Origin of the sequence: Streptomyces sp. NPDC093149 (genome assembly GCF_044754145.1) — a bacterium.
Taxonomy (GTDB): Bacteria; Actinomycetota; Actinomycetes; order Streptomycetales; family Streptomycetaceae; genus Streptomyces.
The window spans coordinates 246,655-272,482 of the sequence record NZ_JBIVON010000006.1 but is presented as its reverse complement, the minus strand read 5'-3'; the positions used below and the strand labels follow the sequence as shown (position 1 = coordinate 272,482).

The following is a 25,828-nucleotide window of genomic DNA, read 5'->3' as shown; positions in this document are numbered from 1 at the left end:
TCCGGCGACGGACGGCCAGCCTCCCGGTTCAACTTCTGTGTATCTTCTGAAAGCGACCCGCCGACGACTCCCGGAGCCGATTCAGAGGAAACTCAGAGACACGGTCCGACCTGCCGTGGCCCGCGCCGGGGGATGCTGAAGGAACCATGGACGAGCCGCGTACGACATCGCCTCTGCACCGCCCCGACGGAGAACCGGTGAGGGTTCTCGTCGTCGACGACGAACCCGACGTCACCGATGTCCTGGCCGGGGTCATGGCCGGGGAGGGCTGGCAGGTCCGCACCGCTGCCGACGGCGCGACCGCGCTCGCGACCGCCCGTGACTTCCGGCCCGACGCGGTGGTCCTGGACTGGATGCTGCCGGACCTCGACGGTCTGCAGGTCCTGCGCGCGCTGAGACGCGACGCACCCGGCGTGTGCGTGCTGTTCCTGACCGCCCGGGACGCGGTGGAGGACCGCATCGTCGGCATCAGCGCCGGCGGCGACGACTACGTCACCAAGCCCTACAGCCTGGAGGAAGTCCTGGCCCGGCTGCGCGGGCTGCTCCGGCGGGCCGGCCTGACGGCGGAATCCGCCGGCACGAACTGGCTCACCGTCGGTGATCTCGCCATGGACGAGGAAGCCAGGGAGGTCAGGCGCGGCGGGGTCACCGTCGAGCTGTCCCGGACCGAGTTCGAACTTCTGCGGTTCCTCATGCGCAACCCGCGCCGGGTGCTGTCCAAGGACCAGATACTCGACCGGGTCTGGGCCTACGACTTCGGCGGCCGGGCCCACATCGTCGAGCTCTACATCAGCTACCTGCGCAAGAAGATCGACGCCGGACGCACCCCGTTGATCCACACGGTGCGTGGTGTCGGCTACGTCCTCAAGCCGGAATCCCGATGAGACGCCCGCTGCCCCGCACCCTGCGTGGCCAGCTCACCGCCGGACTCGTCGCGCTGCTCGCCCTCGCCTGCCTCGCCGTCGGCATCACCACCGCCCTCGCACTGCGGGGCTTCCTGATGGGGCGCCTGGACGAGCAGCTGTCCGCCTCCGGCGGCCGGTTCGCCGCCAGCCTGGAGCACGAGGCCAGGCCCGACGCCGACAACGGCCCCGACACCCGGGGCCAGGCGGAGTCGACCTTCGGTGCCCGCCTCCTGAACGGCACTGTCACCCAGGCAGCCGTCGTGCACGACGCCACCGACCGCCCCCTTCTCCTCACCTCCCGCGACCGTCACGCCTTGGTGGGGGTCCCCGCCGACGCGCACGGACACAGCGTCCGCCTCGCCGCTCTGGGGACGTACCGCGTCACGGCTGTCCGGGGTGACGACCAGGACACCCTGATCACCGGCCTGCCCCTGCACCCGGTGGAAGAGACCGTTCACCGCCTCGAAGCGGTCGAAGCCGTGCTGTTCGGCGCCGCCCTCGTGGTCACCGGCGTCGCCGGGGCCTTGTGGGTGCGGATCTCCCTGCGCCCCCTCCAGCGGGTCACCGCCCGTGCCGCGGAGGTGGCAGGGCTGCCCCTGGCCAGTGGGGAGGTCGCCATGCCCGGACCGCTTCCCGACACCGACCCCCGTACCGAGGTCGGTCAGGTCGGCAGCGCCCTCAACCACATGCTCGGTCATGTCGAGGGCGCACTCACCCAGCGCCAGGCCAGTGAGGAGCGGCTCCGGCACTTCGCCGCCGACGCCAGCCACGAACTGCGCACGCCCGTCGCCAACATCCGGGGCCACGCCGAGCTCGCCCTGCGCCACCACGGCCCCGTTCCCGGCGAGGTACGCCACGCCCTGGAGCGCATCGACGGGGAGTCGCAGCGCATGACGCGCCTCGTCGACGACCTGCTTCTCCTCGCCCGTCTGGACGCCGGACGTCCCCTCGAACACGAGCCGGTCGATCTGACCCTGCTGATCCTGAACGCGACACAGGACGCACGCGCCGCGAGCCCCGGCCACCGCTGGCTCCTCGACCTCCCCGGAGAACCGGTCACCGTCACCGGCGACGCCCACCGGCTCCAGCAGGCCATCGGGAACCTCCTGGCCAATGCCCGTACCCACACCCCGCCCGGCACGGAAGTGACCGTCGCCCTCACCGCCGACCGGACCGGCGTCGCCGTGTGCGTGAGCGACGACGGACCAGGGATTCCCTCCGAGCTCCAGCCCGAGGTCTTCGGACGCTTCGTACGCGCCGACCACGCCCGCTCCCGCAGCACAGGAAGCACCGGTCTCGGCCTCGCCATCGTCCATGCCGTCATCACCGCCCACGGTGGAGCCGTCACCGTCACCAGCGGCCCGGGGCGCACGGCCTTCCGCCTGACGCTTCCCGCCTGACCCCGCCGGGCCCGGTCACAGTGTCTGTGCGGCCACGGATGCCGCGCAGGTCGCCCGTGGACTGTGCGTGACCACCTTCGGCATTCGGCAGCTCCGAGCGCCGCTGCGGGCGCGGGCCGGGCGGTTCCCTTGACGACGGGTGGGCGCGGGCATACCGTCGCGAAGGTACTGAGCAAGCGCTTGGAGAGGTCGTTCGTGCCGCACATCGACCCGATTCCCGCCGCATCGGTCCCGCAGGCCCGCCCCCCGGCCGCCGCTGCCGACGAAACCGCCGCCGCGGACGCCGCGGCCCGTGTCGAAGCCGCGCTCACCGCTCCGGGAGCCCCGTTCGCCGTGGTGCGGGCGCAGGACGGGGCGCACGCCGGAGCCCTCGTGTACGCGGACGGGCCACGCACACTCCGTGAGTTCGTGGAGACCACCTGGGCCTACGGGGACCGGCCGTTCCTGATCTCGGCGGAGCGCGGTTACTCGTACGCCGAGTTCTTCGCCGCCGCGTCCGCGCTGGCGTGCCGGCTGACCGGGACGTACGGGCTGCGCCGGGGAGACCGGGCCGTCGTCGCGATGCGCAACCACCCGGAGTGGCAGATCGCCTTCTGGGCCGCGCAACTGGCCGGGCTGGTGGCCGTCCCGCTCAACGCCTGGTGGACCGAGGACGAGTTCGCGTACGCGCTGGACGACTGTGAGCCGCGGGTGCTCCTGGTGGACGGCGAGCGGCTGCCGAGGGTCGCCGGCTGGGCGGCGAGGAACGGGGCGCGCGTGGTCGTCTTCCACGCGGAGGGGGCGGTCCCGGACGGCGTCGAGCGGTACGAGGACCTGCCCGCGCCCGATCCGCTCGCCGCGCCCCCCGAGGTCGAGATCCGGCCGGAGGACGACGCGACGATCATCTACACCTCCGGCACCACCGGCCGGCCCAAGGGCGCCGTCGCCACCCATCTCGCCCAGGTGGGGGCCGTGCTCAACCCCCGCTACCACGCCGCCGCCTCCGCGCTCGGGCGCGGGATCGTCCCGGGGCAGGGGCCCGCCCCGGTGTCGCTGCTGACGTTCCCGTTCTTCCACGTCGCCGCGTTCACCGGCTTCTACGCGGCGATGGCGGCGGGCGGCACGATCGTCCTGATGCGGAAGTGGGATGCCGAGGAGGCGCTGCGGCTGATCCGCGCACACGGCGTCACGCACTACGCCGGAGTCCCGACGACCGCGCTCCAGCTCCTCGCGGCGGCCGAGCGGGCGGGCGACGGTCTGGAGAGTCTGCAGATGCTGAACACCGGCGGGGCCGCCGCCCCGCCCGATCTGGTCGCGCGGCTGACCGCCCGCCACGGCGACCGGATCGAGCCCCGCAACGGCTACGGCCTCACCGAGACCAGCGGAGGGGTCCTGGCGAACTTCGGCGCCGAGTACCGGCTCCACCCGGGCAGCGTCGGCCGTCCGACCCCCGCCACCGAGGTGCGGATCACGGGCCCCACGGGCGCGGCGCTGCCCGACGGCGAGGTCGGTGAGCTGTGGCTGCGCGGCCAGTCCCTGGTCCGCGGCTACTGGCGGGACGAGGCGGCGACCGCTCGGGCGTTCACCGACGGCTGGTTCCGCACCGGTGATCTCGCGGTGGTGCGCGGGGGGCGGGTCGATGTCGTCGACCGGATCAAGGACATGGTGATCCGCGGCGGGGAGAACGTGTACTGCGTCGAGGTCGAGGGGGTGCTCCACGACCACCCGGACGTCGAGGACGCGGCGGTGCTGGGGGTCGCGCATCCGGTCCTGGGGGAGGAGGTCGCCGCCGTCGTCCGGCTCCGGGCCGGTGCCACCGTCACTCCCGAGGACCTCAGGGCGCACGTCGGCCGGAGCCTGGCCGCGTTCAAGGTTCCGGCCCATGTGCTGGTACGCAGGGAACCGCTGCCCCGCAATCCGACCGGGAAGATCCTCAAGCGGGAGTTGCGCGGGCCCGTCGAGGCGGAGGTGCGGCGGGCCGACGGGGAAGAACCGGCCACGGATCCGGATGGAGAGGGCGGCCGGGCGTGACCGCGGCCGAGCGGGGCGGTCGGGCCGAGGGCTCGGGCGGTCAGGGGCGAGTGATCCGGACGCGGTAGTTCCCCTTGTCGTCCTTGTCGACCACGGATATGCGTATGCCGCTCGACCGGTCGGTGAAGGTCTGGCCGGGCTGGTAGGGGGCGTCGGAGAGTTCAGGGTGCACATTGGGCAGCTGGGTGCAGCCGCCGCTGCCCTTGGTGCTGTCCGCGACGGACACCGGCCCCTGACCGGTGTCGACGTCCGAGTGCACCTTGTAGATCAGCACGCCGGGCCGGCAGACCGCCTGGTCGTTGCCCGCCCGGGTCCGTACCTCCACGGCGTAGCCGGACCGGCTGCTCAACGGTACGAAGGCCAGCTTGATGCCGCCCCGGGTGGCCAGCGGTTCGAGGACGTGGTCGCTGGTGCCGGACCGGGCGGCGCAGCTGACCTGTTTGTTGTCCAGCCAGCCGAGCTTCCACTTGTGCCAGCCGAGCAGGTCGTTGTTGGCACCCCAGTCCTCCGACATGATGTCCCAGTGCCCGACTGCGCCGCCGCCCTCCACGGTGTAGAGGTCGGGGAGACCGAAGACATGGCCGTTCTCGTGCGGCAGGACGCGGTATCCGTTCTGCTTGAACGAGCCCGAGCCGTCGTCCTGGCGGCTGTAGATGAACGACGTGTTGGCGAGCGGGACGCCGTCCGCGTCCGGGGCCTCGTCGTTGCCGGAGAAGGTCACGGACAGGACGGTGTCCAGGGCGGGGGGCCCGGCGTTCGGTGTGACCAGGATGTTGACCAGGTCGTACGTACTGAAATCGACCTTCGACTTCGCGGCGGCGACGATGTCCTGGACGAGCTGGCGGTAGCCCGGCTCGTACGAGGATCCGCGTTCTATCCCGTACTCGGAGAACGGGAGCGGCATCCGCAGCCAGGTCTTCACGGGCGTGTCGGGGATGTAGGTGAGCCGTCCGTACGAAGCGGTCCGGAACCAGTTGATGGTCTGCGGGAAGAATTCGCCGAACCGGTCCATCGCCGGTTCGGCGCCCGGTGCGTCGGGGAAGTCGATCATCAGGTTGAGTGCGTGGATCCTGCCTGTGGAGCGGGCGTAGTTCGCCGCCGTCGGCATGCCCTCCGACATCTGTACGCCCATGGTCGTCGCTATTCGGCACGCGGCTGTGCCCGCCGCCCGGGGGTTCGCCACCGGCCCGGCCGAGGCCCGGCCCGGCGTCGGAAGCGCGCTGCTGGCCGAGGCCAGTGCCGCGATGACCAAGGTCGTGGCCGAGGCGAGCGCGATCGGGCTGCGGTGCTTGCGTATCCGGTGGCGGGTCTTCTGCATACAGGCGCCTCGGGGTCCGCGGCAGCCGGCCGGTTCTGACTGCGCTCTGCCGATCAGCCTGTGACGGGTGGTGCGGCGCCGCTCGCCGGGTGCGCCGAACGGTTGGTTTTCCCTGTTTCGAGGTGTGCCTCAGGTCACATCGTGGTGGGGAAATAACCGGGGACCGTTTCCCCGTTTGAACTCGTGTCCCCGCGAAACGGGGAGGCATTCCCCGGTTGTGGGAAGGGGGTGCTGCGAGGATGGAAACAACAGGAGCAAGAGCAGGACCAGGACCGAAGCAGGATCGAGACCGAGGCCGAAGCAGGGCCGAGGCCGAAGAGACCAGAACCGAAGACCGGAACCGCGAAGACCGTGGCGCCGGCAACCCCAGGATTCGGAAGGCAGGGACAGTCGTCGTGGACACCGCCACTCGCACCGCCACCGGAACGGCGCAGCCCCGGACGCACCGTCCGCGGGCGGACGCGCTGCGCAACCGGGAGCGGATCGTGACGGCCGCGCGCGAGATGTTCGTCGAGTTCGGGCCGGACGTGCCGCTCGACGAGGTCGCCCGCCGCGCCGGCGTCGGCAACGCCACGCTCTACCGGAACTTCCCCGACCGGGCCGCGCTGACGCACGAGGTCGTGCTCGCGGTCACCTCCCGCACCACCGACCGCGCCGAGGAGGCGGCGGCCGAGGAGGCCGATCCCTTCGCCGCGCTCTGCCGCTTCGTGCACGCGGCGGCCGACGAACGGATCGGGGCCCTGTGCCCGATGCTGTCCGGCGGCTTCGACAAGGACCATCCCGAACTGCTCGCCGAGCGTCGGCGCCTCGAAGAGGCCGTCGAAGGGCTCGTGGCGCGCGCCATGTCCGCCGGGCGCCTGCGCACCGACATCGCGGTCGGTGACGTACTGGTCGCCCTCTCCCAGCTCACCCGTCCGCTGCCAGGCACCGGCTGCCCGGACATCGACCGGTTCACCCACCGTCATCTACAGCTGTTCCTGGACGGACTGGAGGCTCCGGCCCGGTCCCGGCTGCCCGGGACGGCGGCGACCTTGGAGGATCTGCGGCGCCGGCCATGAGGCCCGCACCGGGCCCCTGAACCGGGTGCCCGGCGGCGCGACCGCCGCACTGTGACCACGCCTTCCCCTTTCACCGCACCTCGACCACGTCTTCCTTCCACCGCTCGACCCGCAACGACCTGTCATGCCCGAGCGGTCGCACCCGACCCTCATGCCGTCCGACCCGACGGGGCCGATCCGTCACGCCCCACCGACGGCGCCCGACCCGTCCCGCCCGGCCTTCTCCGGCGGCCGTTCTCGCCGGCCGTCCCTTACCGACTGCCCGTTCGCCGACCTCTCGGTTCACGATCTCGCGCGCCCACGCGCGTCCTTAGGTGGATACCTCCATGTCAAAAACAGCTGATATCCGACTCCCGGACCCCAGTCGCTGGAAAGCGCTGGCGTTCATCGCCCTCGCGCAACTGATGGTCGTGCTCGATGCCACGATCGTGAACATCGCGCTGCCGCACGCCCAGACGGCCCTGGGCATATCCGATGCCAACAAGCAGTGGGTCATCACGGCCTACGCGCTCGCCTTCGGCGGGCTGCTGCTCTTCGGAGGCAGGATCGCCGACCTCTGGGGCCGCAAGCGGACGTTCGTCGTCGGTCTGATCGGCTTCGCGCTGGCCTCCGCGCTCGGTGGCGCGGCCCAGAACCAGGGCATGCTCTTCGGCTCCCGGGCCCTCCAGGGCGTCTTCGGCGCGCTGCTCGCCCCGGCGGCGCTGTCGCTGCTCGCCGTGATGTTCACCGATGCCAAGGAGCGCGCCAAGGCGTTCGGCATCTACGGTGCGATCGCCGGTGGCGGTGGCGCCGTCGGCCTGATCCTCGGCGGATTCCTGACCCAGGCGCTGAACTGGCGCTGGACGTTCTTCGTCAACATCCCGTTCGCGGTCGTCGCGGCCGCGGGCGCGTACTTCGTGATCCGCGAGCCGGCCGGCAGCCGCAACCGCTCGCCGCTCGACATCCCGGGCGTCGTCCTGTCCGCACTGGGTCTGGTCTCGCTGGTGTACGGCTTCACCCGTGCCGAGTCCGCCGGCTGGTCGGACGCGCTGACCATCGGCATGTTCGTCGCGGCCGGTGCGCTGCTCCTGGCGTTCGTCCTGACCGAGTCCCGGGTCAAGTCGCCGCTGCTGCCGCTGCGCGTGGTGCTGGACCGCAACCGCGGCGGCGTCTACCTCTCACTGGGTCTGGCCGTCATCGCGATGTTCGGTCTGTTCCTCTTCCTGACGTACTACCTGCAGGTCGTGAAGGGGTACTCGCCGATCAGGACGGGCTTCGCCTTCCTCCCGATGATCGCGGGCATGATCACCGGTTCGACGCAGATCGGTGCCCGGCTGATGACCCGCGTCCCGGCGCGCAAGCTCATGGGCCCCGGCTTCCTGGCCGCCGCCGTCGGCATGCTGCTGCTGACGCGGCTTGAGGTCGGCTCCTCGTACACCACGGTGATCCTGCCCGCGCAGCTCCTGCTGGGGCTCGGCATGGGTACGGCGTTCATGCCGGCCATGTCGCTGGCCACGCACGGTGTCGAGCCGAGGGACTCGGGCGTCGCGTCCGCGATGGTCAACACCTCGCAGCAGGTGGGCGGCGCGATCGGTACGGCGCTGCTGAACACCATCGCCGCATCGGCTGCGACGGCGTACGCCACTTCGCACGCCGCGCTCGGCGCCCGCGACCCCGAGCTGCTGAAGCTCCAGTCGATGGTGCACGGCTTCACCGGTGCCATCTGGTGGGCCGTCGGCATCCTGGTGGTGGCCTCCGCGATCGCGGTGACCTTCATCAACGCCGGGCGCCCCACCGCGACCACGGCGAGCGGAGGCTCCGGTTCGGGTGACGTCGACGGTGTCGAGGACGAGTTCAAGGTCCCGGTCGTCGCCCACTGACGTCGTCCTGCGGCGTGAAGTGAGGTGAACGCGGCTCTGCCCCGGTTCCGCTCGACGGAACCGGGGCAGAGCCGTGTCCCGGTCAGTGGCTCAGCGCAGCCAGGGCAGATCCGCGTCCGTGCCCTCCGGCTGCAGCCCGGTGGCGACGACCTGCATGATCTCGCCGAGCGAGCGCACCTGCTCGGGTGTGAGCCGGTCGAACATCGCCTGGCGCACGGCGCTGACATGGCCCGGAGCGGACCGGCGGAGCATCTCGTAGCCGTCGTCGGTGAGGACCGCGTTCTGGCCCCGCTTGTCGGACGGGCAGTCCTCGCGGCGCACCCAGCCGCTCTTCTCCAGCCGTGCGACGGCGTGCGAGAGCCGGGAGCGGGTGATCTTGGCGTCCTTGGCCAGCTCGGTCATCCGCTTCCGGCGGCGGGGCGCCTGGGAGAGCTGGACGAGCAGTCCGTAGTAGATGTGCGGCATCCCCGCGTCACGCTGCAACTGGCGGTCGAGGTGGTCCTCCATGAGCGTGGTGGCGTGGAGATACGCACGCCAGACACGCTGCTCTTCGTCGGAGAGCCAGCGGGGCTCGCCGGGGGATGCCGTGGTCATGTACTCCACTGTACGACCTTTTCTTGAAAGTTTAACTAGATAGAGCTAAGGTCTCGGAAGGTGGGAGCTTGAAGATTAAAGAATCCTTCCTTCTCAAAGAGACCACCAGAAGACTTACCTCGATCAGCAGCGGATGGGGAGTGCCATGACTGTCACCGCGGAGCGCATGCCCGCCCTCTACCTCTCCCACGGCGCACCGCCGCTGGCCGACGACCCGGTCTGGCCCGGCGAACTGGCCGCCTGGTCCGCCGGGCTGCCCCGCCCCCGCGCGATCCTGATGGTCTCCGCGCACTGGGAGGAGGCCCCGCTCGCCCTCGGTGCGACGGAGACCGTCCCGCTCGTCTACGACTTCTGGGGCTTCCCCGAGCACTACTACCGAGTGCAGTACGCCGCCCCGGGTGCCCCGGAACTGGCGGAGAACGTGCGCAAGCTGCTGCGTGGCGCCGGCACGCCGGTCCAGGACATCCCGGACCGCGGGCTCGACCACGGGGCGTACGTCCCGCTGGTGGAGATGTTCCCGGATGCCGACATCCCCGTACTCCAGATCTCCATGCCGACGCTGGACCCGCAGAAGCTGATGGACATCGGGCGCAGGCTCGCACCGCTGCGCGACGAGGGCGTCCTGATCGTCGGCAGCGGCTTCTTCACCCACAACCTGGCCGCCCTGCGGCACGCGGGCGGCGGCGTCCCCGGCTGGTCGGCGGAGTTCGACGACTGGGGGCAGCGGGCGCTTCAGGCGCAGGACATCGACGCCCTGCTGGACTTCGAGCACAAGTCCCCGGCCGGGCGGCTGGCCCACCCGCGCACCGAGCACTTCGCGCCGCTCTTCGTGACACTCGGCGCGTCGGAGAGCGAGCTGGGCCTGGGCCGCAGCGTCATCGACGGGTTCTGGATGGGGCTGGCGAAGCGGTCGGTGCAGTTCGGCTGATAGTGCCGACAGTGCTGAGGGGGCCGAGGGGAACGGGGGCGCCGAGGCCGGTGAGGGACCTCGGAGGATCCGTCACAGGGTCGGCGGGTTCAGTTCGATCGAGCGGAGCGCGGCGGCCAGAGCCGTGGGGTCGCCGACGTCCAGCGCGGTGTCGGTGAACTTGATGGTGTGGTCGTCCCCGTGCGCCGCCGCCCGCGCGAAGAGCTCCTCGGCGGAAGCGGTCGTGGGCGCGTACGGGGTGGGCTCGGCCGGGCCGTACGCGGCGGTGACGGCGGCGCTCGCCGCCCAGGCGGCCCGCAGGCTCGGAGCCCACAGTGCGCGGGGGAGTGCGGGCAGAGTGCGCAGCACGGCGTTGGGCGCGGTCGCGGCATGCACCAGCATGACCGGCTCGCCGTGCCCGTGGGTGGCATATCGATGCGTCGCGGCCCGCACCAGCTCCTCCAGCCGGGTCCGGGCCTCGTCCGGGTCGTCGGTGAAGCGCGGCGGCCACACCGGGAACGCGGTGAGCTGCGCCAGCCGGTCCCGGATGCCGCCGCTCTGCTCCGGTACCGGCGGCACGGCGTCCAGTGCGGCCCCTGCGCTCGGCGCGGGGGTCAGCGGAGTCGGCGCGGGCAGCGGCTGGTGGCGGGCGGCCCAGTAGCCGAGGCCATGGGCGAGCTCGATGATCCGGGGCGCGCTCGCCTCGCCCGCGAGCAGGGTGCGTACGGAGTGGCCGACCCGGATCACGGGGTGGGTGGCGCCCGCCGCGATGCCGGGCAGCAGCCGCGGCCACCACTCGGCCAGGACGTCCCGCCAAGGGCGCTCGGCCGTCTCCCGCTCGAAGTACAGCGTCCAGTCCGCGATCCGGCGCGGGTCTCCCAGGGCCTCGCGCCAGTTCTGCGCGGTGACCCGGGACGCGGTGTCCGGCATGTCCTCCAGCTTGTCGCTGTAGTAGTCGAGCCAGCGGTGGACGACCGGCGCCTGACCGTGCCGGACCAGTGCCTCGACGGCCATCGGACCGTGATTGCTCAGCCAGCCGTTCCGTTCAGGGCCCGCGGTGTGGAGGCGTTCCAGCGCCTCGTCGAGCGTGCCCGTGGTGTCCTCGGCGGTCCCGCCGGCCGCCGCGTCGCCTCCGACGCCCGCCGCGTCGTCCCGGCCGCCCGCTGTGCCGCCCCCGACGCCCGCCGCGTCGTCCCGGCCGCCCGCTGTGCCGTCCGTGCTCGTCGTCTCATCCATAGGGGAGGACGCTAGGCGTGGCGTCCGTGGCGCGTATCGGGCTGTGGTCCCGGTCCGGGACCGTGCGCGACCTAGGACCCGGGCCCCATCCGCTTCTCGTACCAGGCCACGTCCCAGTAGGTTCCGAACTTCCGGCCCACCTCGGCGTACGTACCGACATGGCGGAAACCGAAACGCTCGTGCAGCCGGGCCGAGGCGTCGTTGGGCTGCGTGATGCCCGCGTACGCGCGATGCACGTCCTCGCCGGCGAGCGCCTCGAACAGGGACGAGTAGAGGAGCGTGCCGATGCCGCGGCCGGTGGCCCACGGGGCGCAGTACACGCTCACCTCGACCGAGGTCGCGTACGCCGCCTTGGGACGGAAAGCGCTGCTGGTGGCGTACCCCAGGACCGAAGCGGGGCCGACGATGCGGACAGCCTGAGCAACCTGAAGACGGTGCGGGCCGTCTTCAGGATGGGAACGAAGCCACGGCAGCCGCTGTTCGGGTGTAAAGGGAGCCGTATCGAATGTGAGCGCGGTCTCACGTACGTAATGGTTGTAGATGTCCGTGAGGGCCACCAAATCGCCTTCGATGCCCGGTCTGACCTGCACTTCTGCCTGGATGTTCGGCATGCGCACCCCTCTCGCGGCGGCACAGGGTACTGCATGATCGCGAAAGTGAATGCCAGGCGTGGGAATTCTGTCCGGATTCCAGTCGTTGTTTCCATCGGATGCAGGGCACCCGAGAGGGTGTCGCGACCTACTCAGCAAGGGAGCACGCATGGCAACCCGTGCCGTCGCCCGTCGTTCGTCCGCCACCGGTGGGACCAGCCGGGCAAGCAGTGTTCGCGCAGCGGGCGGAGAGATCGCCGATCGCGACCTGGTCGGCATGTACCTGGACGAGATCGCGCGTACGCCGCTGCTCGATGCCGCAAAGGAGGTCGAGCTGTCGCAAACCGTCGAGGCGGGTGTGTACGCGCGTCAGATTCTCGACGGTGTGGTGGAGAGCGAAGCCGGTGGAGCATCACGCGCGGAGCTGGAGGCGCTGGTCGCCGAGGGCGAGCGCGCCAAGGACATATTCATCCGTTCCAACCTCCGGCTCGTCGTTGCCGTCGCCCGCCGCTACCCGCGGGCCGGGCTGCCCCTGCTCGACCTGATCCAGGAGGGCAACGCGGGCCTGGTGCGTGCGGTCGAGAAGTTCGACTACGCCAAGGGCTTCAAGTTCTCCACGTACGCGACGTGGTGGATCCGCCAGGCCATCACCCGTTCCATAGCGGACCAGTCCCGTACGATCCGGCTCCCCGTCCACCTGGTGGAGGAGCTCGGCCGGATCCGCCGGGTGCAGCGCGAGTTCAACCGTGAGCACGGGCGCGAGCCGGAGCACACGGAGATAGCCGCAGAGCTGGACTCCACGCCGGAGCGTGTGGGCGATGTCCTGGACTGGGCCCGTGACCCGGTCAGTCTCAACATGTCCGTGGACGACGAGGGCGAGACACAGTTCGGTGATCTGCTGGAGGACACCTCCGCGGTGTCGCCCGAGCAGTCGGTGATGACGCTGCTGCGCAGCGAGGAACTGGAGGACCTGATCGGCAAGCTCGACAACCGCACCGCGTCGATCATCCGTATGCGGTACGGCATCGAGGACGGCCGCGAGCGGACCCTCACCGAGGTCGGCAAGCAGCACGGGCTGACCCGTGAGCGGATCCGCCAGATCGAGAAGCACGCGCTGCTCGAACTGAAGCGAATGGCGCACGACACGGGTTTTGACGCTGCGGCGTGAGCCCGAGTCCAGTAACCTCCGAAATAGGTCGCTTCGTGTGACCCCTGAGCTGAGTCCCGGCGCCCACCCCCCCCTGGCGCCGGGGCTCATCCTTTTGTGCCCGTGGCGCCTCCGGTGCCGGTGGCCGCACCCTTGGTGCCCGCGGCCCCGGTGCCTGCGGACTGGTCGGCCGGTGTCTTCGCGGCCCCGGCGCTCGGGCGCGCGGCCGGTGGGTCCGCGGGTCGGTGCGTCGCTGCCGCGCGGGTCAGCCGGGCGCCCAGATCACTCAGGTACTCCACCAGCTGCGGTGGCTCGTGCGCGGTGAACTCGCAGTCCACCAGCGCGAGCCGGACCGCCACCCATTCCACTGAGTCCGACAGCACCGCCCGCAGCCGGCAGCTGTTCTCGCCGGTCCGCTCCAGTGGGCCGATCGAGGCCGGGAGGCGCGCGGACACGAAGTCCGCCGGGGCCGCGAAACTCACGTCGACGGCCAGCTCGGGCTGTCGCCGGGCGATGGAGCCGGCGAGGAACTTCGCCGCGTCCCCCGTGGGCAGCTCGCGCGGGGTGAACCGGGCTCCGGTCGCGAACGGCTCGCTGACCCGGTCGACCCGGAACGTACGCCAGTCCTCGCGCCCCAGGTCGTATGCGACGAGATACCAGCGCCACCCGGTGCTCACCAGCCGATAGGGCTCGGCCTGCCGCTTCGTCTCGGCACCGTCCCCCGCGCGGTAGGCGAACCGCAGCCGCTCCCGCCCGGTGACCGCCGCCGCCATCACCGTGAGCGTGTGCGGGTCGATGGTCGAGCCGTCGCCACGGGTCAGCGGCATCGTCGCGTTCTGCAGGGTCGAGACCCGGTGCCGCAGCCGCGAGGGCAGCACCTGCTCCAGCTTCGCCAGAGCCCGTACGGACGCCTCGTCGACCCCCTCGATGGCATGCCCGGCACCGGCCCGCAGGCCCACCGCGATGGCCACCGCCTCCTCGTCGTCGAGGAGCAGCGGAGGCATGGCCGTGCCCGCGACCAGGCGGTAGCCGCCGACCGATCCGCGCGAGGCCTCGACCGGATAGCCGAGCTCGCGGAGCCGGTCGATGTCGCGCCGGATCGTGCGCGGGCTGACGTCGAGCCGTTCGGCGAGCTCGCTGCCCGGCCATTCGCGGGGCGTCTGGAGGAGCGAAAGCAGGTTCAGCAGTCGTGCCGGAGTGTCGGTCATGGGCTCAGCCTCGTGCCGGAGTGTCGGTCATCTCACCAGGATGCCCAGCCCATTGGGTCATGACCTGTCCTAATGGCTGCTTAGTTTCTTCCCATGACTTCTTCCACATCTCTGCCGTCCACGGCATCCGGGCCCACGGTGTCCTCGGACCCGTCGGACCGGCGACGCTGGTTCGCGCTCGCCATCGTGATGACCGCGGCCTTCATGGACCTGGTCGACGTCACGATCGTCAACATCGCCGTCCCGAGCATTCAGCAGGACACCGGCGCCTCGTTCAGCTCGATCCAGTGGATCACCGCCGGATACGCCCTGGCCTTCGCGGCCGGGCTGATCACCGGCGGCCGGCTGGGCGACATCTACGGCCGCAAGCGACTGTTCCTCATCGGTATCGGCGGCTTCACGCTGGCCTCCGCGCTCTGCGGCTTCGCCGCGAACCCGGAGATGCTGGTCGCCTCCCGCATCCTCCAGGGCGGCACCGCCGCGCTCATGGTTCCCCAGGTGCTGTCGATCGTGCACGCCACCTTCCCGGCACACGAGCGCGGCAAGGTCTTCGGCCTCTTCGGGGCGATCGTCGGCCTCGGCGCCGTCCTGGGACCGCTGCTGGGCGCGCTGCTCACCGAGTGGAACATCGCCGGTCTCGAATGGCGGCCCATCTTCCTGATCAACCTGCCGGTCGGCATAGCGGGGCTGATCCTGGGACGGAAGTTCATCACCGAGTCCAAGGCCCCGAAGGCGCTCCGGCTCGATCTGATCGGTGTCGCCCTGGTGACGCTGGGACTGCTGATGCTGATCTACCCGCTCACCCGTGGCCGCGAGCTGGGCTGGCCGCTGTGGGGCCATGTGTCGATGGTCTGCAGCCTCCTGGTGTTCCTCGTCCTGGTGGTGTTCGAGCGGGGCAAGGCGCGCAAGGACGGTTCACCGCTGGTCGAGCTGTCGCTGTTCCGGGTCAAGAGCTTCGCGGCGGGCATCGCCGTGCAGCTGACCTTCGGTCTCGGCCTCGGCATCTTCTTCCTGGTCTGGACGCTGTACATGCAGATGGGACTCGGCTGGAGCGCGCTGAAGGCCGGCACGACGGGTATCCCGTTCTCGATCGCCGTCTCGTTCGCCGCCGGGATCTCCGTACAGAAGCTGGTGCCCCGCTTCGGCCGCAAGGTCCTCCAGTCGGGTGCCCTGCTGATGATCACCGGCCTGCTGCTCTACATCTGGGAGTCGGACCGGTACGGCATGGGCATCGCCTCCTGGCAGATGGCACTGCCGCTGGTGGTCATGGGTGTCGGCATGGGCCTGATCGTGGCTCCGCTGACGGACATGGTGCTGTCCGAGGTGCCGAAGGAGCACTCCGGTTCGGCCTCCGGGCTGATCAACACCGTCCAGCAGATGGGCAACGCGCTCGGGCTCGGACTGGTCTCGGTCGTATTCTTCGGCTCCATCGGGGACCGGCTGGCGCCCCAGCAGGTGGGCCCGGCGTTCGCGGAGGCGTTCCAGCACTCGCTGTGGTACGTGGCCGGGGTGCTCGCGGTGATCTTCCTGGTGATGTTCGCGCTGCCGGCCCGGCCGCGGCAGCAGGTGGAGGGCGGCGACGGGGCCGTGGGAGAGGAGAGCGTCTCCGTGAAGTCCGTGAGCGGAGCCGGCGCCGGAGCCGGGGCCGAGTTCGGCAAGGAGCCCGCGCTGACGCCGTGAGGTCATGACGCCGTGACGGTACCGGTGTCCTGAAGGCGAGAGGTGCCCGTACTCCCCCGGGGGAGTACGGGCACCTCTCATGTGTGCCTGTGGTGCCGGGCTCCGGTCAGCAGATGTGTGCACGGCTCTCCATGGCGCCGCGCGCGGAGTCCTCGTCGCCGTACACCTCGCACATGTGGCGGCCGTCCGGCGTGGCCGTGTGCTCGACCTCCCACAGGCTCGTCTCGCTGCCGTCGAGGAGCAGGAAGGCGTGCTCGTACAGGGTGAAACCGGCGTCCCGCCCGTCCACCCGGCACTGCCGTCCGAAGACCTGGGTGATGTGGTGGGCGAACGCGGCGCGCAGCAGGCGGGCGGTCTCCTCGCCGGGGCCGTCACTGTTCTCCGCGCGGCGCAGGACTCGGCGGGCGTGGTCGGCGGAGTTGTCCGGGGCGTACATCCGGGGCAGCGGGACCGGGGGCGCCGCCATCAGGACGGTGAGCACCTCCAGATCGGCCTGCGGTCCGTCGTCCCCGAACATCGGGGCCTCACCGAAGCCACCGGCCAGCCGGGCGGCGGCGACATGGACATCGGCCTCGTCGTCGTACAGCTCGTGGTGGCGGAGGTCGGGCGCCGTCCGGGACCGCGGGTCCGTCGTGCCCCGCGAACCGCCGTGCACCAGCTCCCAGAGGGTGAGAGGGGTGCCGTCGGACAGCAGATAGGTGTGCCGGTAGGTCTCTCGGTGGAGCACGGAACTGTGGTGCGAGGAGTGCAGGGAACTGCTGTGGGCGAGTGCGGTACCGAGTCTCTCGACCGTGCTGTCGGGCAGGTCGAAAGAGTTGAGTGCCCGTCGCAGGAGTCGCTCGAGGTGCTGCTCGGTTGTCTCGTACGGATCGCTCAAGGTGCTGTCTCCAGGCCGTCGCCGCGTGTTACTTGGTGCGTGCTTAACGTAGTCCCTGGCTCCGACATCGTGACCGGGGTTCAGAAAAACGTATGTCGCACGCAGATGGTTCCTGTCGGTTCGTCCGAACTTCCTTACTCGGGAGGCGAGTCGGATGCCGGGCGTTCGCGCGGCGCGGGCTGTGCCGGGCGCCGGTGGCTGTCGTAGAGATCGCTGTACGAGGGACAGTCGACCCCGCCGGGGCGGCCGTCGACGCTCCGAGCTGCCCGGACGGCCTTCACGATGGCGCGGGTCAGGACGTCCGCGCCTGCCGCCAGCAGGTCGTTGAGCGCGATCGGGTTCCGCGGATCCAGCTGCCGGGCGCCGGTGGCCAGTGCGAAGACGGTGTCCCCGTCGGTCAGCAGATGTACGGGGCGGACGGTGCGCGCCAGCCCGTCGTGCGCCGTGCCCGCGAGCTTCTGCGCCTGGGCCCGGGTGAGATCCGCGTCCGTGGCGACGACCGCGAGCGTGGTGTTGAGCGGAGGCCGGACCCCCGTCGCCCGCGCCTCGGCCAGGCGTCGCTGTGCCGCACGGTGGACCTCGGGCGCGGGGTGCACCGGTGGTTCGGCGGCGCCGTACTCCCCGTACAGCACTCCCGTATGCGGATCGACCACCGAACCTGCCGCGTTCACCACGACGAGCGCGCCCACCGTGATCCCGGACTCCAGCCGCATGCTCGCCGTGCCCACCCCACCCTTCAACTGCCCGGCGACCGCGCCCGTACCGGCGCCGACCGCCCCCTCGGCGACCGGGGCCCCCGACTCCGTGCCCGCCGCGTCCTCCACCGCCGCGCGACCGGTCGACGCGTCGGGGCGGGCCCGCCAGTCACCGCCCCGCCCCAGGTCGAAGATGCACGCGGCCGGAACCACCGGCACCACCTGCGCCGGATCGGGCCCGACCCGCACCCCGCGCCCCTGTTCCTCCAGCCAGGCCATCACGCCCGACGCCGCGTCCAGTCCGTACGCGCTGCCGCCCGTCAGGACGACGGCGTCGACGCGCTGCACCAGATTGCGCGGATCGAGCGCGTCCGTCTCCCGGGTGCCGGGGCCGCCGCCGCGTACGTCCACGGCCGCGATCGCACCGCCCTCGGGCGCCAGGACCACCGTGGTGCCGCTCAACGCGCCCGCGCCCGCCACCTGTGCGTGGCCGACACGCAGTCCGGCGACATCGGTCAGCGCGTCGAGCGGTCCGGCGGCGACGGACGACGGAAAGGGGGTCGTCGGTTCCTGCGGTTCTTCCGTCACGCGTGCTCCTCACTGGAATCTGGATTCAGCACTACCGGGAACTGGATTCACCACTCGCGCCGTGCGGCGCCCGCGACTCGCCGCCCGGCATCTGTGCCCTCACTCGCGCCACCGCCGTCGTCGGCCGTGCCGCTCGGTACTCATGCCACTCATGACTGTCGCTCACGGCCCGCTCACCGCCCCTGCCCTGCCCGCGCCCTCACTCCGTCGCGTCCGGCCGCCGGGACAGGGCCACGCTCACGGCCACGGTCGCCGCCGCCACCAGGCCGGCCGCGAACACCGCCCACTCCCCGGCGAACGTACAGGCCACGATCGCCAGCGCGGCCACGGGGAGGGGCAACTGCTCCGCGAGATCGCGCTTGAAGTGGCGGGCGTGCAGCGCCCACACCGTCAGCAGGAAGAGCGCGGAGGGCACGGTCACCGCGGCGGCCGCCACGGCGTTCGAGACATGGGCGTTGCCCACGGCCTGTTCCACGGCGACCTCGATGCCCGCGCCGATCGCCGCCGCCGAGCCGAAGATCAGGAAGTGTCCGTATCCCCAGATGAACGCTTCCCTCCTGCCGCGGAGGTAGTCGTGGATCGGCACGGCGAAATAGATCCACCACGCCGAGAAGACGATCAGCAGCCCACCCGCGGCGATCGGCAGCAACTCGCGGAACGCGTCGTGCTCGTCCACCGCCTGCTGGACCGCGACGGTGGCCGCCGCGACCGTCTCGCCCAGCACGATGATCGTGAACAGGCCGTAGCGCTCGCCGATGTGGCGCGGATGCCAGCTCGTCGCGCGGTCGCGCTCGGCCAGAGCCGGAACGGACATCTCCGCGAGCACCAGCACGACGAAGACGGCCGCACGCGCCCCGCCCGAGTTGCCGGTCAGCAACAGCATGCCGATCCAGCCCAGCTGCACCACGGTGATACCGACGGCGTACCGTAGCGCGACACGCCGCTCGGAGCCCTGGGTGCAGTACGCGGCGCGCAGCCACTGGCTGGTCAGCGCGAGCCGCATCACGACATAGCCGGCCACACCGACCGTCCAGTCGCCCGCGTCGAAGGCGCGCGGCACGCCGGCGGCGAAGATGAGCACCCCGGTGATCTGGACAAGGGTGACCACGCGGTACAGCGGGTCGTCGGTGTCGTAAGCCGAGGCGAACCAGGTGAAGTTGACCCAGGCCCACCAGATCGCGAAGAAGACGGCCGCGTAGCTGACGATTCCGGTGACGGCGTGTCCCTCGGCGACGGCGTGCAGCAGCCGTCCGCCCGCCTGCGCCACGGCGACGACGAAGCAGAGGTCGAAGAAGAGCTCCAGCGGGGTCGACGCACGATGCTTCTCGGTGCGGCTGCGGGCAGTCATTCTGGGCATGGACATGGGCATCAGCACACCAGATGGGTCGGCGGCGCTCGGGTGACGTGTCCCGGACGCCGGTCAGTGGATTCTCGTGCAGGTGTTCATGAGCGGACGGGGACCCGAGGTCCTCGGGGAAACCGCAGGCCGGTGCGGCTGTGCCCGGCCCGGCGACAGGCTACGGGCCGGACGGGCGAACGGGCTCACCCCGCTGAGCCGCAGAACAGTCGTTCCTCGTGGCCCTCGGGCTGTAGTCGCTCGACCCGAAGGACCGCTGACCGCCGCCGTACTCTGGATGTATGAGCACCGCCCCCGCCCCCGGCCCGCGCGATTCGAAGCCCACCCAGCCGGTACAGCCGAAACCGAAACCGGCGCTGATCTTCGACGATCCGCTGGACCAGCAGTCCGCGGACGATACGGACCGAGGGTGGGGCGAGCGGGCCCCGGCCGGTGGCAGCGCCGCCGATCTGGCGCGCTTCCTCGACGAGAAGCCGCCCCACCACATGTGAGCCCTCGCTCCGTGGTGGTACGGCGGCGCCGCCGCTGGTTCAGCAGTGCAATCGTTTGATCGCCCATCAGCGCGCGTCAGCACAGAGTCACCGCCAGCCTGGTCGAAATACCCGCACCGGCCAGCGACGTGGCCACGGTCCGGGGAACCGACAGCACAACCAGCGCTCCGCCTTCCGCAGGACCTTCGGCCGCGGGCTGTGGGACATCGGCCACCCGCGCGCCCTTCGCCAGCACCCGGACATCGGTGCCGGTCGGCTCGGCAGCGATCACGTCGACCCGGTCTCCCGGTCGTAACAGCCGCACTGTCGCGGCATCCGCGATCCGGACCGGCGCGGACACGAGGGGAGCGGGCCCCCGCCCCGGCTCCGGAGCCGTCCCTGCCGTAGCGCCCTCCCTCATCCGTGCCCCCTGCGCGGTGTCCCCGCCCGCGCCACCACCGCCCAGCCCCGTCGCCGCGAGTGCGGCAGCCGTCAGGGCCAGCCCGGCGGCCAGGACGCGGCGCTGTCGCCACAGTGCACGCCGCAGTCGGTGCCCACCGCCTCCGCGTACCCGCAATGGCTCGAACACGGGCACACCACACGGCGGGGGAGTCGATGCCGGTGGTCCTGGAGCCGTCGGCCGTACCGCCCCGGCACTCGCAACGGGACGTTCAGGGCGCGCGGACGCGCGCGACGGGGGCGATGAGAACGGCGCGAACGGTGAGAACGGCTGAGAGGGCTGAGGCGCCGGGAACGCCTGAGACGGCGGGGGCGGCGGGCAGGGCTGAGGCGGTGGGGACGGTGGGCAGGGCTGAGACGGCAGGGATGGCGGGAACGACTGAGACGGCAGGGGCGGCGGGAACGACTGAGGCGACTGAGACAACGGGGGTGATTGAGGAAACGGGGGTGATTGAGACGACAGAGACATGGCCAACACCACCTGCCGTGAGGAGATTCGGGCGAACACCGCTCACGATCCACCGTCCGCGAGTTTCCCGCTGAAGCCTGTGGATGTCCCCGGCGTTGTGGACAACGCCCTCACCCACTCACGTCACAACGGTCACCCGCTACCCGCTACCCGCTACCAGCCACCCGCAACCGCCTCCCACGGCCGTCCCCGCCACCCCGCTAAGGAAGCTCGATCCCCGTGGTCAGTCCGTCCAGCGCGTGGGAGCACGGGCAATCGCGGTCGGCCACCGCCGGCAGCGCGGCCACCACGTCGAAGAGCACCGCGCGCAGCCGGTCCACATTGGCCGCGAACACCTTCAGCACTTCTCCGTGGGAGACGCCTTCTCCGGCCTCCGCCCCCGCGTCCAGGTCCGTCACCAACGTCATCGTCGTGTAGCAGAGGCTCAGTTCGCGGGCGAGGATCGCCTCCGGATGCCCGGTCATCCCGACCACCGACCAGCCCATCGCCGCATGCCAGCGCGATTCCGCCCGGGTCGAGAAGCGCGGGCCCTCGACGACCACCAGCGTTCCGCCGTCCACCGGCTCCCAGTGCTTCGCGCGTGCCGCCGCCAGCGCGGCCCGGCGCCCCTCGGGGCAGTAGGGATCGGCGAAGCCCAGATGCAGGACGTTCGGCTCCGCTCCGTCGGCCCGGGTCTCCCCGTCGTAGTACGTCTGCGTCCTGGCCTTGGTGCGGTCCACCATCTGGTCGGGCACGAGCAGCGTGCCGGGCCCGTATTCCGGACGCAGACCGCCCACCGCGCACGGGCCGAGCACCTGACGCACACCGACGGAGCGCAGTGCCCACATGTTGGCCCGGTAGTTGATGCGGTGCGGCGGCAGATGGTGGCCGCGCCCGTGGCGGGGCAGGAAGGCGACGCGTCGGCCGCCCACCTCGCCGAGGAAGAGGGAGTCGCTCGGCGGGCCGTACGGGGTGTCCACACGCACCTCCGTGACGTCCTCCAGGAAGGAGTACAGGCCCGAGCCGCCGATGACACCGATCTCTGCGTTCACCATGCGATCACACTAGCGGCGCGGGGAAACGCCGGGGACCCCGCCGAACGGATCGGCGGGGTCCCCGGGGAACGTTGCGGTGCGGCTCAGGCAGCCGACGTACCACTCGTCGAGGACGACGAGGACGTCGAGGACGACGAAGAAGACGCGGAGACCGAGGAGGAAGCGGGCGACTTCGCGTCGGACCCGGTCGACGACGACGATGAGTCGGAGCCGGATGCCTTCGCCGAGGACGACGCCGGCGTGCTGCTCGACGAGGAGCCACGGCTGTCGTTCCGGTAGAAACCGGAGCCCTTGAAGACGATGCCGACCGCCGAGAACACCTTCTTCAGGCGTCCTTCGCAGCTCGGGCACACGGTCAGGGCATCATCGGTGAACTTCTGCACCGCCTCGAGGCCCTCGCCGCATTCGGTGCACTGGTACTGATAGGTCGGCACTTGCTCCTCCTGGCACTCTCACTCAATGAGTGCTAACGACGCTCCATACTGACGTATTCCGCGGGATCAGTCCACCGTGACCGGCTCCCGGTGACCGACACCACGTGCCACGGTCCGCGGCGAGGCGGCGGGCACGAGCCTCGAACGCAGTGCCAGGAGCGTGGCCAGCGCCAGTACGGTCCCCACCAGCGGCACCACGAAACCGGTGCTCGCGCCATGGGCGTCGGCGAGTCGTCCGGCGATCGTCACCGCACCCGCCTGGCCCAGGGCGACCGAGCCCGTCAGCCAGGTGAACGCCTCGGTCCGGGCGGACTCCGGCACCAGCCCCTCGACCAGCGTGTAGCCGCTGATCAGGGCCGGGGCGATGGAGAGCCCGACCAGCAGTCCGAGCCCGGCCAGCAGGGGCATGGAGTGCACCGCCCACAGCCCGGACGCGGTCAGGGTCAGCGCCGTGTACCCGACGATCAGCCGCCGTCGCGGCCCGCTCTTCCAGGCGATGGCGCCGCAGGCGATCCCGGCCAGCATGTTGCCGGCCGCGAAGACCCCGTACAGCAGGCCGTTCGCACCGGGCCGGCCGACCTCCTCGGCGAAGGCGGTCAGTGAGACCTGCATGCCGCCGAAGACCGCGCCGATCCCCAGGAACGTCACCGCGAGCACCCGGACACCCGGTACGGACAGCGCGGACGCATGCCGCCGGGAGGTGCCGGACGCGGCGTTGCGCACCGCGGGCTGGGTGCGGCGCTGCGCGGCGAAGAGCAGGCCGCCGACCAGGGTGAGGCCGGCCTCTGTGATCAGGCCGGCCGCCGGGTGCACCCCGGTGCACAGCGCGGTGGCGAGCACCGGGCCGATGACGAAGGTGAACTCGTCCGTCACCGACTCGAAGGCGGCCGCGGTCGGCATCAGCGGGGAGGCCTCGCGGCCCGGTGCCGCGCCCAGCACGGCCGCCCAGCGGGCCCGGACCATCGGCCCGATCTGCGGAACGGACGCACCGGTCGGTACGGCCGCCACGAACAGGGCCCACAGAGGCGCGTCCGCCAGCGCCAGCGCCGTCAGCACCGATACGGACACCGCGTGCACCAGGACACCGGGCAGCAGTACGGCGCGCTGGCCGAAACGGTCGGCGAGCTTTCCGGTCTGCGGTGCGAACAAGGCCATGGAGACACCGGTCACGGCGGCGACGGAGCCCGCGCTGCCGTACGAGCCGGTGGTGTGCTGGACCAGGAGCACGATGCCGATCGTCAGCATCGCGAAGGGCTGCCGTGCGGCGAAGCCCGGCAGGAGAAACGTCCACGCACCAGGGGTGCGCAGCAACTGCCCGTATCCGGGGCGGTCGGAGACCGTGGACGCCACGGTCCATGCCTTTCTGCCGCCTGGTGGCCGAGCTCCCGCCCTGCCGGCACGGGTGGTGCGGGCTCGTACGGGTGCTGCCGAGAGCTGTCCTCTTCGCGCGGGACTGCGGTAGATGCCGGGCGCTCAGCAGAGGCGGAGGACGCCACGACCGCCATACGGTCGCGCCAGCTCTGCGTCAGGCAGAGTTGGTCGTTCAGGTTGGTCGATCGGGTTGGCCGATCAGGCCGTTCGACCCCTGTCAGGGGCCGAACAGATGGCCTTCATGATACAGGCAGATAACCTTGCGGGCCTCTGATTGTGCGCAGGGGCCCCGTCCCGGCCTCGGATAGAAACGCGCCTCGGACAGAGACGCGCCTCGGGCAGAAACGCGCCTCGGATGGAAACGCACAGCCTCTTCCGTCCCAGCCGTCCCAGCCGTCCCAGCCACTCCAGCGGCCCCGGCAGCCCCGGCAGCCCCGACGGACCCAGCGGCTTCGGCGGCCGGGGGCCACCGGGAGCGCTGGGGCCGCGGGGCCGCCTCGACGGCCTCGACGACGTCAGTGACGGGCTTTCGACCCGTCCGCCTTCCCCATCTTCTTCACGGACTTCAGCGCGTGCGCCACGTCATGGGCCACATCGGCCCCGGCGAGGCTCTCGCCGCCACTGCCGGTGGTGCCCAGCCAGCCCGCGAGCTTGCCGCCCTCGCCGACCGCGCGCAGCCGTTCCTCCGCCGAGTCGCGCACCGGGTCGGTGGTGACCACGAGCAGTTCGTCACCGCGCCGGAGCACGGTCGACGGCGCCGGCACGAAGCTCTTCCCGTCCCGTACGACCAGGGTGACCGCGGCCCCGGCGGGCAGCCGCAGCTCCCCGACCTCCACGCCGTGCATCTTCGACCTGCCGGGGATCGCCACCGACAGCAGATGGCCGCGCAGCCGCTCCAGCGGGGCCGACTCGATGCCCAGGTCGGTGGCCTCGGCCGGATCGTCGGCGATCTTCAGGGCCTTCGCCATCCAGGGCAGGGTCGGGCCCTGGATGAGGGTGTAGACGACGACGAGCACGAAGACGATGTTGAAGATCCGGGTGGAGCCCTCGACCCCGGACACCATCGGGATGGTGGCCAGGATGATGGGTACGGCGCCGCGCAGCCCCGCCCAGGACATGAACGCCTTCTCCTGCCAGGGCAGCCGGAACGGCGCCAGCGAGATGAAGACCTCCAGCGGACGTGCCACCACGGTCAGCACCAGCCCGACGATGACCGCGGGCCAGAAGTCGTCGTACAGATCGTGCGGGGTGACGAGGAGACCGAGCAGCACGAACATGCCGATCTGGGCCAGCCAGCCGAGCCCGTCGGCGAAGCCACGGGTGGCGGGCCAGTGCGGCAGCTTGGCGTTGCCGAGGATCATCGCGGCCAGGTAGACGGCGAGGAAGCCGCTGCCGTGGACGAGGGCGCCCGCGGCGTACGCGGACACCGCGATGGCCATCACCGCGATCGGGTACAGGCCGGACGCGGGCAGCGCCACGTGACGCAGCCCGAACGAACCGAGCCAGCCGACGGCGAGACCCATGGCCGCACCGATCGCGAGTTCCAGGGCTATCTCGCCGACCAGTATGTACCAGCTGTCCACCGGTCCCCTGGTCGAGAAAGCCACCACCAGGATCACCACGGGGGCGTCGTTGAAGCCGGACTCGGCCTCCAGCACACCCGTGACCCTGGCGGGCAGTGGCACCTTGCGCAGCACGGAGAAGACCGCGGCGGCGTCCGTCGACGAGACGACCGCGCCGATGATCAGCGACTGGCGCCAGTCCAGGCCGACCAGGTAGTGCGCCCCGGCCGCGGTGACACCGACGCTCACCGCGACGCCGGCGATCGAGAGCACCGCGGCGGCCGGCAGCGCGGGTTTGATCTCTTTCCACTTCGTGCCCAGGCCACCCTCGGCGAGGATCACGACCAGTGCGGCATAGCCGATCACCTGGGTCAGTTCGGCATTGTTGAACTTGACGTCGAAGAGGCCGTCCTGCCCCATGACGATCCCGATGCCGAGATACAGGAGCAGGCTGGGGAGCCCGCTGCGGGACGAGATGCGCACTGCCGCCACCGCGACGAGCAGGACGAGTGAGCAGACGAGCAGGAGTTCGTTGAGCACGTGGACAGTCAGTGGCCGTTCCTTCCCTGCGTACGCCTGCCGAATCGAGTCTCGGCATCG

General features: G+C 71.1%; 22 protein-coding genes. 9 read left to right on the top strand and 13 right to left on the bottom strand.

The window, feature by feature from the left end; genetic code table 11:
- Nucleotides 1–146: 146 nt before the first annotated feature.
- From ACIQCZ_RS20425 to ACIQCZ_RS20415, 3 genes are all read left to right on the top strand, one after another.
- Entirely contained in the window at nucleotides 147–884 is a 738-nt protein-coding gene (locus tag ACIQCZ_RS20425) for a response regulator transcription factor (protein ID WP_402283881.1), read from the top strand.
- Nucleotides 881–2,305, top strand: coding sequence for a sensor histidine kinase (locus ACIQCZ_RS20420; RefSeq protein WP_402283879.1), 1,425 nt, complete (start codon nucleotides 881–883; stop codon nucleotides 2,303–2,305). The genes ACIQCZ_RS20425 and ACIQCZ_RS20420 overlap by 4 nt, the downstream gene beginning before the upstream one ends.
- A gap of 195 nt (nucleotides 2,306–2,500) precedes the next feature.
- Complete coding sequence (locus ACIQCZ_RS20415) at nucleotides 2,501–4,315, top strand: class I adenylate-forming enzyme family protein (RefSeq protein WP_402284181.1); 1,815 nt, start codon at nucleotides 2,501–2,503, stop codon at nucleotides 4,313–4,315.
- Nucleotides 4,316–4,355: 40 nt separating this feature from the next.
- On the opposite strand, the gene ACIQCZ_RS20410 is transcribed toward ACIQCZ_RS20415, so the two are convergent.
- Nucleotides 4,356–5,633, bottom strand: coding sequence for a M6 family metalloprotease domain-containing protein (locus ACIQCZ_RS20410; RefSeq protein ID WP_402283878.1), 1,278 nt, complete (start codon nucleotides 5,631–5,633; stop codon nucleotides 4,356–4,358).
- 395 nt (nucleotides 5,634–6,028) lie between these two features.
- On the opposite strand from ACIQCZ_RS20410, the gene ACIQCZ_RS20405 reads away from it, so the two are divergent.
- A complete protein-coding gene (locus ACIQCZ_RS20405) occupies nucleotides 6,029–6,691 on the top strand; it encodes a TetR/AcrR family transcriptional regulator (RefSeq protein WP_402283877.1) in 663 nt (220 codons plus the stop codon).
- Nucleotides 6,692–7,017: 326 nt separating this feature from the next.
- Nucleotides 7,018–8,550, top strand: coding sequence for an MFS transporter (locus tag ACIQCZ_RS20400; protein WP_376215054.1), 1,533 nt, complete (start codon nucleotides 7,018–7,020; stop codon nucleotides 8,548–8,550).
- A gap of 90 nt (nucleotides 8,551–8,640) precedes the next feature.
- On the opposite strand, the gene ACIQCZ_RS20395 is transcribed toward ACIQCZ_RS20400, so the two are convergent.
- Nucleotides 8,641–9,153: a MarR family winged helix-turn-helix transcriptional regulator gene (locus ACIQCZ_RS20395; RefSeq protein ID WP_402283875.1), complete on the bottom strand. Its 513-nt coding sequence runs from the start codon at nucleotides 9,151–9,153 to the stop codon at nucleotides 8,641–8,643.
- A 136-nt stretch (nucleotides 9,154–9,289) separates the two neighbouring features.
- Between ACIQCZ_RS20395 and ACIQCZ_RS20390 the strand changes: the two genes are divergently transcribed.
- Complete coding sequence (locus tag ACIQCZ_RS20390) at nucleotides 9,290–10,072, top strand: dioxygenase (protein ID WP_376286681.1); 783 nt, start codon at nucleotides 9,290–9,292, stop codon at nucleotides 10,070–10,072.
- 72 nt (nucleotides 10,073–10,144) lie between these two features.
- Here ACIQCZ_RS20390 and ACIQCZ_RS20385 read toward each other — a convergent pair whose 3' ends face one another.
- Both ACIQCZ_RS20385 and ACIQCZ_RS20380 read right to left on the bottom strand, forming a co-directional pair.
- A complete protein-coding gene (locus tag ACIQCZ_RS20385; RefSeq protein WP_402283873.1) occupies nucleotides 10,145–11,287 on the bottom strand; it encodes a questin oxidase family protein in 1,143 nt (380 codons plus the stop codon).
- 71 nt (nucleotides 11,288–11,358) lie between these two features.
- On the bottom strand, nucleotides 11,359–11,898 hold the full coding sequence (locus ACIQCZ_RS20380; RefSeq protein ID WP_402283871.1) for a GNAT family N-acetyltransferase: 540 nt from the start codon (nucleotides 11,896–11,898) through the stop codon (nucleotides 11,359–11,361).
- A 148-nt stretch (nucleotides 11,899–12,046) separates the two neighbouring features.
- Between ACIQCZ_RS20380 and ACIQCZ_RS20375 the strand changes: the two genes are divergently transcribed.
- Nucleotides 12,047–13,045 carry an RNA polymerase sigma factor RpoD/SigA gene (locus ACIQCZ_RS20375; RefSeq protein ID WP_376286689.1) on the top strand — a complete coding sequence of 333 codons (999 nt, stop codon included), beginning with the start codon at nucleotides 12,047–12,049 and terminating at the stop codon, nucleotides 13,043–13,045.
- 86 nt (nucleotides 13,046–13,131) lie between these two features.
- Here the strand turns inward: ACIQCZ_RS20375 and ACIQCZ_RS20370 are convergent, their stop codons facing one another.
- A complete protein-coding gene (locus ACIQCZ_RS20370; RefSeq protein ID WP_402283869.1) occupies nucleotides 13,132–14,232 on the bottom strand; it encodes a helix-turn-helix transcriptional regulator in 1,101 nt (366 codons plus the stop codon).
- 93 nt (nucleotides 14,233–14,325) lie between these two features.
- On the opposite strand from ACIQCZ_RS20370, the gene ACIQCZ_RS20365 reads away from it, so the two are divergent.
- Nucleotides 14,326–15,912, top strand: a complete 1,587-nt coding sequence (locus tag ACIQCZ_RS20365; protein ID WP_402283868.1) for an MFS transporter — start codon at nucleotides 14,326–14,328, stop codon at nucleotides 15,910–15,912.
- Between the two features lie 106 nt (nucleotides 15,913–16,018).
- On the opposite strand, the gene ACIQCZ_RS20360 is transcribed toward ACIQCZ_RS20365, so the two are convergent.
- The 3 genes from ACIQCZ_RS20360 to ACIQCZ_RS20350 all read right to left on the bottom strand — a co-directional run bounded on the left by ACIQCZ_RS20360 (nucleotide 16,019) and on the right by ACIQCZ_RS20350 (nucleotide 19,435).
- Entirely contained in the window at nucleotides 16,019–16,789 is a 771-nt protein-coding gene (locus tag ACIQCZ_RS20360) for a DUF6227 family protein (protein ID WP_402283866.1), read from the bottom strand.
- 134 nt (nucleotides 16,790–16,923) lie between these two features.
- Nucleotides 16,924–18,072 (bottom strand): P1 family peptidase, encoded by a 1,149-nt coding sequence (locus ACIQCZ_RS20355; protein ID WP_402283864.1) that lies wholly within the window; start codon nucleotides 18,070–18,072, stop codon nucleotides 16,924–16,926.
- 199 nt (nucleotides 18,073–18,271) lie between these two features.
- Nucleotides 18,272–19,435, bottom strand: coding sequence for a low temperature requirement protein A (locus tag ACIQCZ_RS20350; protein ID WP_402283863.1), 1,164 nt, complete (start codon nucleotides 19,433–19,435; stop codon nucleotides 18,272–18,274).
- Nucleotides 19,436–19,710: 275 nt separating this feature from the next.
- Between ACIQCZ_RS20350 and ACIQCZ_RS20345 the strand changes: the two genes are divergently transcribed.
- Nucleotides 19,711–19,920 (top strand): hypothetical protein, encoded by a 210-nt coding sequence (locus tag ACIQCZ_RS20345; RefSeq protein ID WP_376286548.1) that lies wholly within the window; start codon nucleotides 19,711–19,713, stop codon nucleotides 19,918–19,920.
- 76 nt (nucleotides 19,921–19,996) lie between these two features.
- On the opposite strand, the gene ACIQCZ_RS20340 is transcribed toward ACIQCZ_RS20345, so the two are convergent.
- The 5 genes from ACIQCZ_RS20340 to ACIQCZ_RS20320 form a co-directional block, all read right to left on the bottom strand.
- Nucleotides 19,997–20,494, bottom strand: a complete 498-nt coding sequence (locus ACIQCZ_RS20340) for a hypothetical protein (protein ID WP_402283861.1) — start codon at nucleotides 20,492–20,494, stop codon at nucleotides 19,997–19,999.
- A 533-nt stretch (nucleotides 20,495–21,027) separates the two neighbouring features.
- Nucleotides 21,028–21,861, bottom strand: a complete 834-nt coding sequence (locus ACIQCZ_RS20335; RefSeq protein ID WP_402283859.1) for an S-methyl-5'-thioadenosine phosphorylase — start codon at nucleotides 21,859–21,861, stop codon at nucleotides 21,028–21,030.
- Between the two features lie 83 nt (nucleotides 21,862–21,944).
- Complete coding sequence (locus ACIQCZ_RS20330) at nucleotides 21,945–22,295, bottom strand: FmdB family zinc ribbon protein (RefSeq protein WP_402283858.1); 351 nt, start codon at nucleotides 22,293–22,295, stop codon at nucleotides 21,945–21,947.
- 66 nt (nucleotides 22,296–22,361) lie between these two features.
- On the bottom strand, nucleotides 22,362–23,645 hold the full coding sequence (locus ACIQCZ_RS20325; RefSeq protein WP_376286560.1) for an MFS transporter: 1,284 nt from the start codon (nucleotides 23,643–23,645) through the stop codon (nucleotides 22,362–22,364).
- A gap of 536 nt (nucleotides 23,646–24,181) precedes the next feature.
- Complete coding sequence (locus ACIQCZ_RS20320) at nucleotides 24,182–25,768, bottom strand: potassium/proton antiporter (RefSeq protein ID WP_376215026.1); 1,587 nt, start codon at nucleotides 25,766–25,768, stop codon at nucleotides 24,182–24,184.
- Between the last annotated feature and the right edge of the window lie 60 nt (nucleotides 25,769–25,828).